Origin of the sequence: Aquimarina algiphila (assembly GCF_947494415.1) — a bacterium.
GTDB classification, from domain to species: Bacteria; Bacteroidota; Bacteroidia; order Flavobacteriales; family Flavobacteriaceae; genus Aquimarina; species Aquimarina algiphila.
Window position 1 is genome coordinate 60,800 of the sequence record NZ_CANLVC010000001.1, and the last position, 14,106, is coordinate 74,905.

Here is a 14,106-nt window from a genome sequence, read left to right on the forward strand (position 1 = left end):
CAATTAGGTGATTAAAATTCACTTTTGTATAATAAATGTTCTATTGGGGATATCAATTGTAATTGTGTTATTTTTAAACAATCCGCTACCAATAAGTGCATTGTAAATCATACCTTTTCTAAAAATTACAGTAACCTCATTTTTCTTGACTTCTTTATTACCTTTTCCTACCGAAATTGAATTTAATGTATAGATTGAATCTATTCGTTCTTCACCAGATAATTGTGTTTTATATTTCTGAGTGCTCAGTTCTGTTTTGTTTAACTTTAAATCATCTATATAACCTGGATTTAACATGTAGGCATCATAACCGCTACCAGTATCAAATTCTGCTAAAACAGTAGTATTGTCGTTTAAAGTAATAGGTATAAAAATATCTAACATCACATTGGTATGTTTATACAACTCTATTGGAACTGTTGTATGCTTCTTTGCTAATGATTTAGCCATTTCTACTTCTACAAAAGCAATTTTATGATTCTTAAAGTCAATAGAAAATGCCTTATTCTCGAAGAATTTCAAAGATAAGAGGCCGTCAATCCCCATAGCATCCAATGGTGGATAAACACCTACTATAGAATGTGTTTGTTTAACTTTTCCAATAGCCAAGTATGGAATTTCGTAAATCTCACCATCTAATCGATCACCATCATGTCTGAATCCTGTAAAATATCCTTTTTTGACAGCTTGAGAAGCTATTTTTTTAAACATTTTACCAGATAATACGTTAACACCTGCTCCTGTATCTAGAATAAAATTACCCATAATACTATCCGATAGTTGTACTTGTACAACTATATGCCCTTCTTCCATAATATGTATAGGGTGTTCTTGAGCCAAAGAGATACAAGGAATAAAAAATAATAGGAATGTAAGTGGTGTAATTTTATACATAAATTGTTTTTTAAGTTTGAATTTAGAATTCATTAAACCGTATCTTAACAGTAAATGTCACTATAAAATTTTATTAATACGACAGCAAATAAGTATCAGAATAAATTTTGGGACTATATTGATACTGTTTCTCGCAACAAAAATTATTAGGTTAGATATGAAAGCTTAGATATTAATATTTTTGTATTATCAATCAGAAAAATTATAGTTATCGAAAATTTACTTGTTGGGATTAAGTTTATATTAGGTTTACAACTTATAGTTGTAGCTGTGTTGCATTTGATTGATACATCAAATCTTACCAAGAAGATTTTAGCACTATTATGTTTAACCCTTGGTTTGTGGTTTTTCAAAAAAGTATTTTATGGTTATTGGCAAGATAACCTGATATTGTTCTTATTAATTGGACCTGGAAAACCAATTTTTGTAGGTTCACTGCTTTTATTATATTACAAATCTTATAGCGAAAAATTAACCTATAGATATATCATAAAATGTATAGCAATTCCTGCGGTATACTATATCACATTGATACTATTTCGCTTTTTTTTAATTGATAAATTCTCCGGAACAAATCATACAATAACACATCTTTTCTCAGCAGGTATTTTCATCATTTTTTTGTCATATTTCTTTTTGACAAAAAAAGAATTAAAAACTAAAACACGAAAAAAACTCATTCCAAAAGCATATAAAAAAGTAATGATTCTATTTTATTCATTGTACTTTTTTTTATTACAAATTCCTATTTGGGATGCGCTTAGAAGTGTTTTTAAACAATTAGAAGTACCAAATGACTCTATTGCTTTTCTTTTAGTGAATAAAATTTCGATTGGAATATATCTCTATTTATACCCTCTTACATATATTCTATTTATTTACGCCTTAAGTGAATTAACAATTTTTAGACGATTATTTCTCCCAAAAAATGTTTCCATTAATGAAAACACACTTAGGAATAAAAAAGAGTTAGACAAACTAATGGAATACTATTTTAAAGAAGAAAAACTATATAAAGATCCAAGTTTAAACATTAGCTCTTGTGCTTCTATTTTTAAAGTCAGTACCAAAGAACTTATAGACTATTTCAAAATCACCAATAAAGGTGTTTTTAAGGATTATATAAATGGTCTTAGAGTAAGTGAATTTAAGCAACTACTGCAAAATGAAAAATTTTCTCACTATGATTTAGTTGGACTCGCTAAAGAATGTGGTTTTAAATCAAAGTCTACTTTTTTTAGAGTTTTTAAAGGTTTAGAAGGCTTTACACCAAATGAGTATAAGAAAAAAGTTAATCACTAAATCCGTTTAGATTTAATTAGTTTTATGAAGAAAAGTAGATCCAAAAGCAAGCAAAAGCTCCGTCCATTAGTACACCTACAACTCCCCTACCCTTTTATTTATAAGGGTTTGTTACATATCATATCAAGAAGTAATCATATTATTAAAAACCAAATTGCTAACTTGGTTACCCATCTTAAACTCTCATATAGTTCTACAAAGGCATTATCTCCCAGTTTAAAGAAGAGGAACCATTGTTCTCTGTAGAATATACCGTAATCTATGTATCCAAATTACGTTTATCGATCACCAGAACAGGTTTTCTACTCAGTTTAGGGAATCTTAATTTGTCAATATCATCTTTATCACAAAATTCAATACGTGGTGTTACTCTAAGCTTTGCTTTAAAATGATTTTTTATTTGCTGCAGTAAATCTGGGATTAAACCTTTACTAGCAAGCTTGATTAAAATTTCATCAGTACCAACTTGATTGTGGGAAATTTCTATAATGAAACTCTCCACATCTTCAAAATAATTCATTATGTTTTGTATTGCTGGTGGGTATAACGTTGTCCCTTTGTATTTTATCATCTGTTTTTTCCGCCCGTTTACTGGCCCCAAACGTAATGTAGTTCTGCCACATTTACAGGGTTCATAATGTGCTCTTAGCATATCTCCTGTTTTAAATCGAACTAAAGGCATGGCTTCAATACCGAGGGTGGTAATAGTCAGTTCACCAATATCACCATTGTTTACTGGTTGGTTTTCTTCGTCCAAAATTTCAACAATAATTAGTTCTGGATGGTGATGCCCGCCATTTTGATATTCACATTCTGTAAACGCTGTATGCATTTCGGATGAAGCATAAGTTGAGTACATATCAATATCCCAAGACTCACTTATTTTCTGTCCTAAAACATTTAAAGAAAAATCATCATTTCTAATAGGCTCTCCAATGCATATTGCTCCTTTGATTCCAGAAGTATTAATATCAATTCCGTTTAAATTAGCATACTCGATTAATTTTAATAAAAACGAAGGCACAACAATAAGATAAGTTGGTTTAAATTTTAATATAGAATCCCATTGAAGTTCAGGAGTCCCAGCACCAACACGAATAATACCAGCTCCTAATTGTCTGGCTCCTAAAAAATATGCCATACCTGCCATAAACCGTTTATCAACAGTAGTCATTAGTTGTAAAATATCCTCTTTTGTCACTCCTGAACATCTAAACGAAATAGCTTCGTTATATGCTAACCTGTCTAAATCTTTATTGGTTAAGGCAATAGTAACTGGATCTCCTAAAGTCCCTGACGTAGTGACATAATCAATAATTTCAGTTTTAGGAACACAAAAAAAATCATCATTATATGATTGTAAATCATCCTTTGTGGTTGGTGGTATTTGTGTTAAATCTTTAATCGAATTAATGTTAGCAATAGAAATATGGTGAGATTTGAATAGTCGTTTATAAAATGGGGATTTCTGATTCACATAATGCAAAACTTCTTTAAGTTTTTCTTCTTGAAAAGCTTTAATTTTTAAAATAGATTGTTTCTCAATATCTGGAATCATCATTTTAATTTTCGTTGAGATTTTTTTATATATTTTGAAATATATTGAGCATCAGGAAGTGTTGTAATTTCTTTGGTAGATGCCACACTGAAGGCCTTTAATGCTTTAGGATAATTCCGATTTTGATAGTAATAATCGCCTGCAAGTTTGTGTGCTTTCCAATATTCTGGATTCAAAATTACAAGCCTCTCTAAATCTTCTGCATCAAGTTTTATTTGATCTTCGATAGCTTGTTCTACTTTACGTTCCAGTACTCGATATTTTTCATAATTATGATAATCTTCTGATAGTAAAAAAGGATCTTTATCGATATTATCTTTTTCCTTGGAAATTGAAATTTTAGATGGATTTCCCATTCTATTACTAAAAACATCATTCAGATCATAAGCTACAAACTCACCCAATTGATACGGATTAGAAGAGATCCAAACTTTTAAATCTTCTGGTTGAAACACAATACCATGATGTGCCAATAATTGGTTAAGTGCTTTTTCATTACCATAACCGATGGTTTTGTTGCCTTTACCATTTTTATCTCTTAAAATTGCAAAAGCTTCAGTAGGACTTATTTTATCTGCTTCCGTTAACAGTTCTTGCATTCTCTCGAATCTATATTGCGTATGGCTTTCTTCGATCGTTTTTTTGTTTCTTCGATCATCTTCATAAGCATCACTTTGAAAATGATTAGAACAAATTAATTGATTTGTATTTTCAACTTCATAAACACCAAAATTCTTAGGTGATACTTCAATTAGCATAGCTTTTTTATCTTTTGCACTTCCAACAAGAATAGATTCAGAAACAAATACTTCACGTTTTTTTGCAATGGCAATGGCTTCCTCTATATTGGATGCATATTGCAAAATTTCCCGCGTTAGAATAGAAATCGGTGTTTTTGCTACTAACGGAATTTTAGATTTACCCGCATTGATGGTAACTGTTAAACCTTGATCATTCATACCAGAAACAACACCAATCATTCCTCCCCAAGTTACAGAAACAAATTTGTACCCTGTTGTTGGATTAACAAAGGCTATGATTTTATTTTTGGCAAAGGCATCACCGGCATAAAAGTCAAAATTACGACCAATAAGTAGTTTACCATCTTCTGTTTTGTTTCCCCAGGCAGCAAAAGACGTACACCCTACTAAAGCTAAATCTTGTAATGCATGGCCAATATCATGCGCTCCATGTAAATATAACGAACGTAAATAAGGCGGAGCAATACTATTAAAATCTGTGGATGCATACTGTGAGACTCCGTATATTTCACTTTTATACTCGTTCGTAATATGTTTATACATTTTACGATTGTACCAGGAAAGAAACTTTCGTAAAAATTTTTGTTTACCTTCTGAAGGCACAAGTTCACTGATTTTATCAAAAAATACAGCTTCTTGTTTATACATAAGTTCTTTAGTAAGACTTCCTATGAGTAATCCTCGTTCTAACGGGTCACCTTCTACATACAATTCCCAAAGTCCTTGTTTATTTTTGGTAAGAAAGCTATTGCCAGTATAAGATGTTGAATCATTGACATTAACTTTTTCTGGAATAGTGGAAGTATAATTCGAAATGTCTGGAAGATCATTTAAAGACTTTTTTATACCACAAGAAGTAAATATTACAATACCAAATAACCAAATCACCATCCCCTTCATCAAGAGTCTTTTAAGGACTTGAAACTGCTTTACACACCATGTATTAAGACGATTTACCATACGTATATTATTGTAAAGCACCACATCACAATTCGATCTTCAACCAAATTTTGAATATAATTTACATTACTTTTTTTTAATAACACCCCGTTTCTTGATATTGATACGATTTTAATTTTCCTCATTAGTCATCTCTTTTGTAGAATTTGTAATAAAGAATTTATATAAAAATGGCTGGATTGTAAATGATATAAGCATTGCTGATATAATACCTATTACGGAAACTAAAGCCAAAGAGCTTAACGCAGGATGTTTTGCAAATATCAAGACGCCAACACCTAATAATGTTGTAATAACAGATAAAATAACTGAAGCTTTAAACGTAGCTAGAGTCTTAATATCATATTGTGATTGTCTTAATAAACCGTTGGTCATAAAAATACTATAATCAACACCTAATCCAAAAATGAATGTTGAAATTATAATACTAAATATATTAAATTCAAGTCCAAATAACCCCATTAAACCAAGCGTTAATAGCCAAGTAGCTAGAATCGGAAGTATTGTAATCAATGTAAGTTTTATATTTTTGTAAAAGGTTAATAAAAGTAATACAATAAGGGTAAAACTATATCCAATAAGATTGTTAAATTCGTTCTTTAACCCACCTAATAGCTCCTCATTAACATTTTGCCTATCAAAGACTATTATATTTTCATCTGAATTAAAAGCATCTTTAACTAAGGAAATTTGATCTTTATTAATTTTGACAACAGAAGTTACTGTAATAAAATCATCATTAACAGAAATAAAATCATCTATAGGAATAGAGGTTATTTTTGAGTAATCTACAATTTTAAGAGAACTAAATTTCTTATCTAAAAGCTCATAAAACTCATTAAAACTGGTACTTTTAAAACCAAAAGCATTTCCACTTTCAATTAGGTATTCTTTAAGTTTTATTTTTTTATTGTTGCCCCAGAAATCTTCCCAATCTTGAATTTGCTTGTTTTGCCTTTTTGATGAACTTACTAAAGCTCCAATAGAATTAAAATCTAAGACAGCATCTTCAGATTTAAATTTTGACAACCTACGATGAATGTCGTCATTGGTTTGTAATACCGCTTCCATAGTATTACCAAAAGCTACAATATAAAGAGATTTAGATGAAATATTTATTAAATTATCTAATTGTAATTCTGCATTATCTAACTCTGGTGATGTATAATTAAGTTGCGATAAATCTTTATTAAATACCACTTTGTTAAAAGTAAAGAGACTTAAAACCAAAAGAATGCAAAGCACAACAATTAAAGTTTTATTCTTATTAAAATTATAATTTGCAATAGTATCAATAAATGTGGATTTAATATTATTTCCACTTGCTTTAGGTTTATACGTTTGTGGTATAAAAATTAGCGCAAAAACTGAAGATCCAATAACACTGATAGCCGCAAAAACCCCTAAATCTTGCAATGCCTGAGACTCTATAAACAATAAGCACAAAAATGCTAAAGCCGTTGTTAGGCTACTCATTATAATTGGTTTACTAATACTCGTATATAATGATTTTGTTGTTCCGTGACTTCGAATATGTGTAAGTATATGAAGCGAATAATCTATTGTAACGCCCAAAAGCACAGCACCTATACCTAATGAGATTGCTGAAATTTCGGTTCTTATAAGACTAAGAATAGCGATTGCCAATAAAGCTCCAAATATTGTTGGAACAAATAATATTAGAGGAATACTTAGTTTTTTATAAAAGAATATAAATAGCAGCAGTAAAATTGACAATGCAATACTCACAGTGAATTGAATGTCTGTTTTTATTTGTTCAGCATTTGCTACTGCAATTAACGGACCTCCAAAATAAGTACTCCTCACTTTGTTTTTATAATCGCTATTTAAGTCTTTTTGTAACCGGTATATAGTATCAGAAAAAGGTTGATTTTCAGCAGTGTTTCCTGTGTCAAATTTTGGAGAAATAAAAAGTAAAATATGTTTTTCATCTTTATGAACCAAAAAACCGTCTTTAAGCTTAAAATCATCCGCCAAGCCTAACTCGTTAAGTTGTTTTAGTCCCATAAAGGATACTCCTAATGGATCTTTAACAATAAAACTTTTGGCAATAAAACCAGAAGGTGAAACAAGAGTTTCATAATTAGCTTTTGTAATGGTTTCAATCGAATCCTTATCAATTTTAGACGCTATCGTTTCATAATCACTTTCAGATAAAAAGAACGGTAAATTGTTATAGACAAAATCAATAGTTTCTAGAGCATCTTCCTCTTCAATTTTACCTTTAATACTAGTAATATATTTATTATAATTATTAGAAATACTATCTGTAAATGCTATGGCATAATCAACCAGGTCTTCAAATTCTCCATTGTCCTCTAAACCAATATTTACAATGATTTTATCCGAGAAGTTGACATTTTTCAAGACCTTTTGTAGCTTCTCATTTTCTTTGTTTGCAGGAATTAATTTTGATATATCTTCATCGAATTTTATCCCAGAAGCAATCCATGACAAAATACCCATTAACACTATGCTAATAATCCCGTAATAAATCCTTTTATGAGTTATGGATCTATATATCTTCCAGAATAGGTTACCCATTTGCTGTTTTTTTGTTTGCAATTGAAAGCAATAAATAACTTAATAAACCCAATACTATGGCACTTACAGAAGAAAATGTGAAGCTACCAACAAGATATGTTTTTAAGTGCTGTGCAACATCAAAATTTTCTCTAATAGCTTCTATAGAATAATTGGTATTAGTTCCCAGTACCAAATCACCAACCTGTAAACTTAAAAATACAACAAAAGGAACCAAAGGTGCTAAACTTACATTAGAAAAAGTAAAAGCTATAACTTTATTAAGTCGAAATAAAACAGCCAAAAAAAGTACAATTATAGTATGAAAACCCCAAAGTGGAGACAAGCCAATAAAAATTCCTAAAGCAATGGATAAGGCTTTCTTTTTTGGTGAATCTTGATGTTTAAATACATCTTCAACTAAAAATCGTTTTATGCCTTTTTTTTTAAATCTACGAAATAAATTTCGAGGTGTAATATAGAATAAACGAACTAAAAGAAACCAAGTGTACAGTATAACCATACGAGAAATATCCATAAAAGGTCTAAAGTGTGACACACGCTCCACAGGATCGTATAAAACATTAATTGGTACATGTCTTATCTCTGTTCCGCTCCAATAAGATTTGACAATGGCTTCAATTTCAAATTCAAATTTTTTGGTTGATTTCATAAACTTTATCACATCCATTTCCTTAATGGGATATAACCTAAAACCAGATTGCGAGTCATTTAATCTTAAACCAGTGGCTGCATACATCCAAAACGTAGATACCCGATTACCTTTTGCACTTTTTGCAAAAACATCGGCTTCATTCATATTACGATCGCCAATAATCAGTATGTTTTTATTATCTGAAGCTATAAGAGCATCAACAAAATATGGAATATCCTTTGGGAAATGTTGCCCATCTGTATCTAAGGTAATAGCATAATCAAACCCCAAAAATACAGCGCGTTTAAAACCAGCTTTTAAGGCTGTTCCTTTTCCTGTATTTTCAGGTTTATGTATTTGCTCAATATTAGGATATTCATTAAGAATGGCTAAAGTACGGTCTGTAGAACCATCATTTACGACAATAATATCCTTTGTGTAGTTTAAGATACCATCAATAATACGTTTTAAAGTTTTATCATTGTTATAAGTCGGAATGATCACACAGCATTTTAGCTGTTCCATTTTAGATTGAATAGTTCCTTCTGGCATCTTATATATTTACTCTTGCTCTATGGTCTTGGATATTTCACAAAAGTAGCATTACATTTTAAAACAGAACGACCGTCTCTAAAAGAAGTGTAGTTTTTTATCTTGAATCCTTCTGCTTGAGGGGTAATCTCTATTGTGAAATCTAAAATATCTTCAATATTTGGATTTACTAAAGTTAAAAATTTCACATGAGATAAGTGCTGCATAAAAAGTGATTCTTCCATATGAGTTTCAAGACAATTTTTTAATATCTGAAGCATTGCAACACCAGGTGTTACAGGATTTTCAGGAAAATGTCCTTCAAAAATGTGATGCGCCTTATTAATTTTCACCGAAGCTATAAGAGTTTGGTTGTCTTTCCTTTGTAAATCTAAAACTTCATAAAAATCATCTAACAGCATAATATTTAATGTTTAAAAGTCTCATCAGAAATTTTAGTATTTAATTGCTTGTTTCTAAAAGTGATCGTTGTGTAATCATCATTTGGTTCTATTAACTTAATCTCTTCGACTTCTGTGGTTGTTTTAGAAAATTTTAATTGAAACTCAGTAACAAATCGTCTTATTTTTTTTTCCTTCGGAAGAAAATGTATTAAATAATCTGTGTCTGTTTTAAAATAAGAAATATCAAATTGTTCATTATCAAACATATCTCCTTTTATACTGTTAACGACGAGTGAATTTAGACTTTTAAAAAGTTTATTAGATTTTAAATTAAGTGTTTCTTTTTTACCGTCGTTGGTTACGTAGAGCTTGTCATCTTTAAAAATTGCAATATTTTTATAAGGTTTTGTGTACTCCCACTTCACTAACTTTTGTGATTTAAATGCTAATTTCCCTTCAGAAACAATAGCATTATCCATAATACTAAGATGTTTTTTTTGTACAAAATCACTCAACATACTTTGCGTACTATTTGCCTTTGCAATTACTTTTGATTTAAATATTTTTTGCTCATTCGTACTCAGTTCAACTTGAGCATTAATTGATATGAAGTTAGAAAAAAACAAAAATAATATAAAGTAACATTTACATTTCATCCAGTAAATTATTTATGGTTACGGCTTCAAACTGATGTTGTTTTAGATGAATCAATAAACGTTCCAAAACGTATACTGTATTTGGTTGTGTATCATGAAGCAAAATAATACCACCAGGCGAAATATGTTTTACAATTCGTTTTAAAACTAAGGTTTTGTTTTTTAATACTGTATCAAACGATCTATTATCCCACCCTATAACATGATGTTTGGTTTCTTTTATTGCTTTAGCAAGGTTAGGTGTTGTTACGCCAAAAGGCGGTCTGAAAAGATTTGAAGACTCACCTATACTCTTTTTAATAATCGAATCTGTTTTTCGAATTTCTTCTAACCATTTTCGTTGAGACGAAAAATCTATAAAATTACTGTGCGAGTACGAATGATTTCCTATAGCATGTCCTCTTTTTACAATTTCTTTTAAAACTTCAGGGTATTTTTCAATCTGTTTTCCTATACAGAAAAAAGTAGCTTTAGCATTAAAACGATCTAAAACATCTAGAATAGAATACGTAAGCTCCGGATGTGGACCATCATCGAATGTGAGTGCTATTTTCTTTGATATTATAGAATTACTAGATATAAACGAAGTTAAGAAATAATTGTAGCTCATTATAAATGAACCTATTGCTGTAACTAACAACCAAATCGTAATAGGTAACAAAATCCAAAGCCAGGAGCTACCGAAATATAAATTACTAGCCAACAACCCAAGTATTGCCACAATCGAAAGAGTCGTTATAATCCTAAATTTCATCATGTTTTCAGTAAAATAAAACTATGATCTTTACCTTTACATTGGTTATAAAGCAATAGCGTTTTAATGGATTTATTTTCTCCTGAATTTTTCAAAACTTCCGCAGGAATATGTTGTTTTTGGAGTACATTAATTCCTAACCAAAAGGCAAAAGCAGAAGCTGTATGAAATTCTCCAGATAAGTGTTTATACTTTATTTGTGAAGCATTAGAAAATAAAGAAATGGTTATATGTTCATAATAATCATCATACATATCCCCATTATCTCCTAGAATTATGGCATCAATAGCTTTAACATCCATATTATTTAGAGCTAGAAAATCTTCTAATTTTAGAATTAGTTCTTCTTTTGACGCCTCGGATATTGTAATGATATCTTGTAATTTAATTGCGTTTTCTTTCTTTTCAGAAGATAAAACAATAAATGTAGCCCCTTCACTAAAAGGTACACCAATACTTTTGTTTTTGTTAGCTTCTATCATCTGAACATAATCAACAAACTCAGTACCCAATTCATCAATACCACCTACTAAAACATGTCTTGCTTCCTGTTCTTGAAGCAGTAATTGCGCATCTATTAAAGCAGATTCAAATGATAAACTTCCATGAGTATAGGTATTGTTATAGTTGTTACATTTAAGGCCTAATGCAATTTGAGCACCAACAGTATTATGTGTAGATTGTATAAAAGATGTTGGTGTTAAATAAGTTTCATCATTGTCAATAATACTATTTAAGAATTTTTCTGTATCTGTAATACAGCCCATTCCTGTGCCTGTAATAATGGCATCAGGCTCATTTAATTTGGCGATCTGCAGAGCTTTGTTTGCTGCGACAACTCCCATTTTCACTCCTGTCTGCATTCGTCTCGTAACCACTGGTGAAATAAAATCTTTGTAATTTGGATAGACAGCTTGTATTTTTTTTGCATTGTATTTAATGACATCTAATAAAAAATCTTCATTAGGAAATGTATTTTGAGCAGAAATTGAAACTGCGCTATGTATATAACAATCTCTCATTCTTTTGATAAGATTAATGCAGAACAGTTACCACCAAAACCAAAAGAATTTGATAACACATGATGAATTGGTTTTTTCTTAATTTCTGTAACGGGTATCAAACCTGTTTCATTGATTTTGGACTTAAAATTAAGGTTAGGAAATGCGGTTTGCTCTTGCAACGCTAATACAGAATACACAGCTTCAACAGCACCTGCAGCTGCTAAAGTATGACCTGTATATCCTTTTGTAGAACTAAAGTCAGGTATATCGTTTCCAAAAACACGTTTTATCGCAATACTTTCTGAAAGGTCATTATTTGGTGTGGCTGTTCCATGGGCATTTATATAATCAATTTGTTTTGGTTTTAATTGAGCTAAATTCAGGGCTTTTTGCATCGCTAAATAGGCTCCTTGACCATTTTCAGATGAAGCCGTTTGATGAAACGCATCATTAGCATTGGCATAACCCGAAATGTAAGCCATAATGGATTTACCTTCTTTTTTTGCAATCTTTTCAGACTCTAATACAAGATAAGCAGCACCTTCGCCTAAATTAAGTCCTTTTCTGTGTTCATCAAAAGGTTGACAAACATCCTCTGACAAAATCATTAAGGTTTTAAAACCATTGATTGTGAATTTTGCAAGCGCATCAGTTCCACCAACAATAACACGTTCTAATTTGCCCGCTTTTATAAGTCGTGCTCCTAACATTATGGCATTTGTAGCCGAAGAGCAAGCTGTACTCATTGTGGTTGAAAACTCGTTAACCCCAAGGTACTTAGCAATTTTTTTGGTACTATCACCTGCATGATGGCTAGAAATATATTTCTGACTTTCAGAAGATGAACTAAATTGTTTTAAGTGTTGTTCGGTTTTGTCCATTCCACCAACAGTAGTGGAAGAAATCAGCCCTGTTTTATAACTATTAATATCTAAAATTTCAGCATTTTCTACTGCTTTTTTAGCTGCAAACAAACCTAATAAAGCGGTCCTGGTAAAATTATTATCTTCTGGTAATTGTAATTGAGATACTAATTCATCATTAGAAAAAATAACCTCACCAACTTTTATCCGTTCGGCATGAATTGTATTAATTTTTGAAATAGGACCAATACCACTTTTTGAAGCTAATAACGCTTTTTTATTGGCTTCCACAGAATTACCAATTGCAGAAATAATTCCCATTCCTGTAACAACAACACGTGGTACGATATTTTTATTTGTTTGTTCGTTCTGCAATATAATCAGCTAAAACTGTGATGGATTTAAAAACTTCTTTGCCTTCTTTAGGATCCGTTAGTTGAATACCATAATCTTTATCAAGCATTACAATAAGTTCTAACGCATCGATAGAATCTAAACCTAGTCCATCGCCAAAAAGAGCTGCATCATCATCAATATCACTCACAGAGAATTCTTCAAGGTTTAATTGTTCTATAATTTTCTCTTTCAATTCTTCTCTCAATTCTTTTACTGGCATAGATATAGTTGTTTTATGTCTTTAATAGTATGATTTAAATCACCGTGTTCTTCTACTAAATATAGAAAAGCATCATAACTAGAATCATCAAAATCAACCCAACCACAAAGTACTTTATTCGCCTTTTTTGTTTTTAAAAGGTGTTCGGTTTGTATCCATAAATGGTGTGGGTTAAAGTTGTCAAATATAAAAAAACTATTTTCAGAAAATAACTGATGTTTTATACAAATTTCACCTATACAAATATTAGGTAATGTATAGACAAAAACTGAAGGGCTCGGAAAATAATTATTACTGTCTGAAATAGATTCCTGATACTTTCTGTCTGTATCTAAACTAGATGCTTTATTAGATAGTATGATGGCAATATTCTCTTCTGAATTACTTATGCTTTGCAGAATGAGATCTGCTGCAATAAAAGCCAATTTACTTAAATTATCCATTTTAAAGAATTTTGGATAATCCATACCTTGTGATTTATATGCACTTTTTATAAAAGCTGAAAAATCTTTGGTTTCATCTTCAAAAACGATGTCTCCATTTAGAGAAATTTTATCGTTTCTAATATGACTATATGCGTTTATGTTGAATTTAGAATTCAAAT

13 protein-coding genes are annotated in these 14,106 nt (G+C 30.6%); 1 reads left to right on the forward strand and 12 read right to left on the reverse strand.

What is annotated here, in order from left to right; all coding sequences use genetic code 11:
* Window positions 1-18: 18 nt before the first annotated feature.
* Window positions 19-894: a pepsin/retropepsin-like aspartic protease family protein gene (locus tag PQF96_RS00240; protein ID WP_271764681.1), complete on the reverse strand. Its 876-nt coding sequence runs from the start codon at window positions 892-894 to the stop codon at window positions 19-21.
* 339 nt (window positions 895-1,233) lie between these two features.
* Here PQF96_RS00240 and PQF96_RS00245 point away from each other — a divergent pair, with 339 nt between their 5' ends.
* Window positions 1,234-2,196 (forward strand): helix-turn-helix domain-containing protein, encoded by a 963-nt coding sequence (locus PQF96_RS00245; RefSeq protein ID WP_271764683.1) that lies wholly within the window; start codon window positions 1,234-1,236, stop codon window positions 2,194-2,196.
* Window positions 2,197-2,455: 259 nt separating this feature from the next.
* Here PQF96_RS00245 and PQF96_RS00250 read toward each other — a convergent pair whose 3' ends face one another.
* The 11 genes from PQF96_RS00250 to PQF96_RS00300 form a co-directional block, all read right to left on the reverse strand.
* On the reverse strand, window positions 2,456-3,754 hold the full coding sequence (locus tag PQF96_RS00250) for a phenylacetate--CoA ligase family protein (protein ID WP_271764984.1): 1,299 nt from the start codon (window positions 3,752-3,754) through the stop codon (window positions 2,456-2,458).
* A complete protein-coding gene (locus PQF96_RS00255) occupies window positions 3,754-5,415 on the reverse strand; it encodes a C45 family peptidase (RefSeq protein ID WP_271764685.1) in 1,662 nt (553 codons plus the stop codon). The genes PQF96_RS00250 and PQF96_RS00255 overlap by 1 nt, the downstream gene beginning before the upstream one ends.
* A 171-nt stretch (window positions 5,416-5,586) precedes the next feature.
* On the reverse strand, window positions 5,587-8,040 hold the full coding sequence (locus tag PQF96_RS00260) for an MMPL family transporter (RefSeq protein ID WP_271764686.1): 2,454 nt from the start codon (window positions 8,038-8,040) through the stop codon (window positions 5,587-5,589).
* Window positions 8,033-9,226, reverse strand: coding sequence for a DUF2062 domain-containing protein (locus PQF96_RS00265; RefSeq protein ID WP_271764688.1), 1,194 nt, complete (start codon window positions 9,224-9,226; stop codon window positions 8,033-8,035). Before PQF96_RS00265 ends, PQF96_RS00260 begins: the two co-directional genes overlap by 8 nt.
* A gap of 20 nt (window positions 9,227-9,246) precedes the next feature.
* A complete protein-coding gene (locus PQF96_RS00270) occupies window positions 9,247-9,627 on the reverse strand; it encodes a hotdog family protein (RefSeq protein ID WP_271764690.1) in 381 nt (126 codons plus the stop codon).
* A gap of 5 nt (window positions 9,628-9,632) precedes the next feature.
* Window positions 9,633-10,265: a LolA family protein gene (locus PQF96_RS00275; RefSeq protein ID WP_271764692.1), complete on the reverse strand. Its 633-nt coding sequence runs from the start codon at window positions 10,263-10,265 to the stop codon at window positions 9,633-9,635.
* Entirely contained in the window at window positions 10,255-11,022 is a 768-nt protein-coding gene (locus PQF96_RS00280; RefSeq protein ID WP_271764694.1) for a polysaccharide deacetylase family protein, read from the reverse strand. The genes PQF96_RS00275 and PQF96_RS00280 overlap by 11 nt, the downstream gene beginning before the upstream one ends.
* The gene (locus tag PQF96_RS00285; protein ID WP_271764695.1) at window positions 11,019-12,041 is read right to left on the reverse strand and encodes a beta-ketoacyl synthase chain length factor; all 1,023 of its coding nucleotides are present in this window, start codon (window positions 12,039-12,041) and stop codon (window positions 11,019-11,021) included. The genes PQF96_RS00280 and PQF96_RS00285 overlap by 4 nt, the downstream gene beginning before the upstream one ends.
* Complete coding sequence (locus tag PQF96_RS00290; RefSeq protein ID WP_408629602.1) at window positions 12,038-13,261, reverse strand: beta-ketoacyl-[acyl-carrier-protein] synthase family protein; 1,224 nt, start codon at window positions 13,259-13,261, stop codon at window positions 12,038-12,040. The genes PQF96_RS00285 and PQF96_RS00290 overlap by 4 nt, the downstream gene beginning before the upstream one ends.
* A complete protein-coding gene (locus tag PQF96_RS00295) occupies window positions 13,239-13,502 on the reverse strand; it encodes a phosphopantetheine-binding protein (protein WP_109438522.1) in 264 nt (87 codons plus the stop codon). The genes PQF96_RS00290 and PQF96_RS00295 overlap by 23 nt, the downstream gene beginning before the upstream one ends.
* Window positions 13,493-14,104, reverse strand: coding sequence for a 3-oxoacyl-ACP synthase (locus PQF96_RS00300; protein ID WP_109438521.1), 612 nt, complete (start codon window positions 14,102-14,104; stop codon window positions 13,493-13,495). The genes PQF96_RS00295 and PQF96_RS00300 overlap by 10 nt, the downstream gene beginning before the upstream one ends.
* Between the last annotated feature and the right edge of the window lie 2 nt (window positions 14,105-14,106).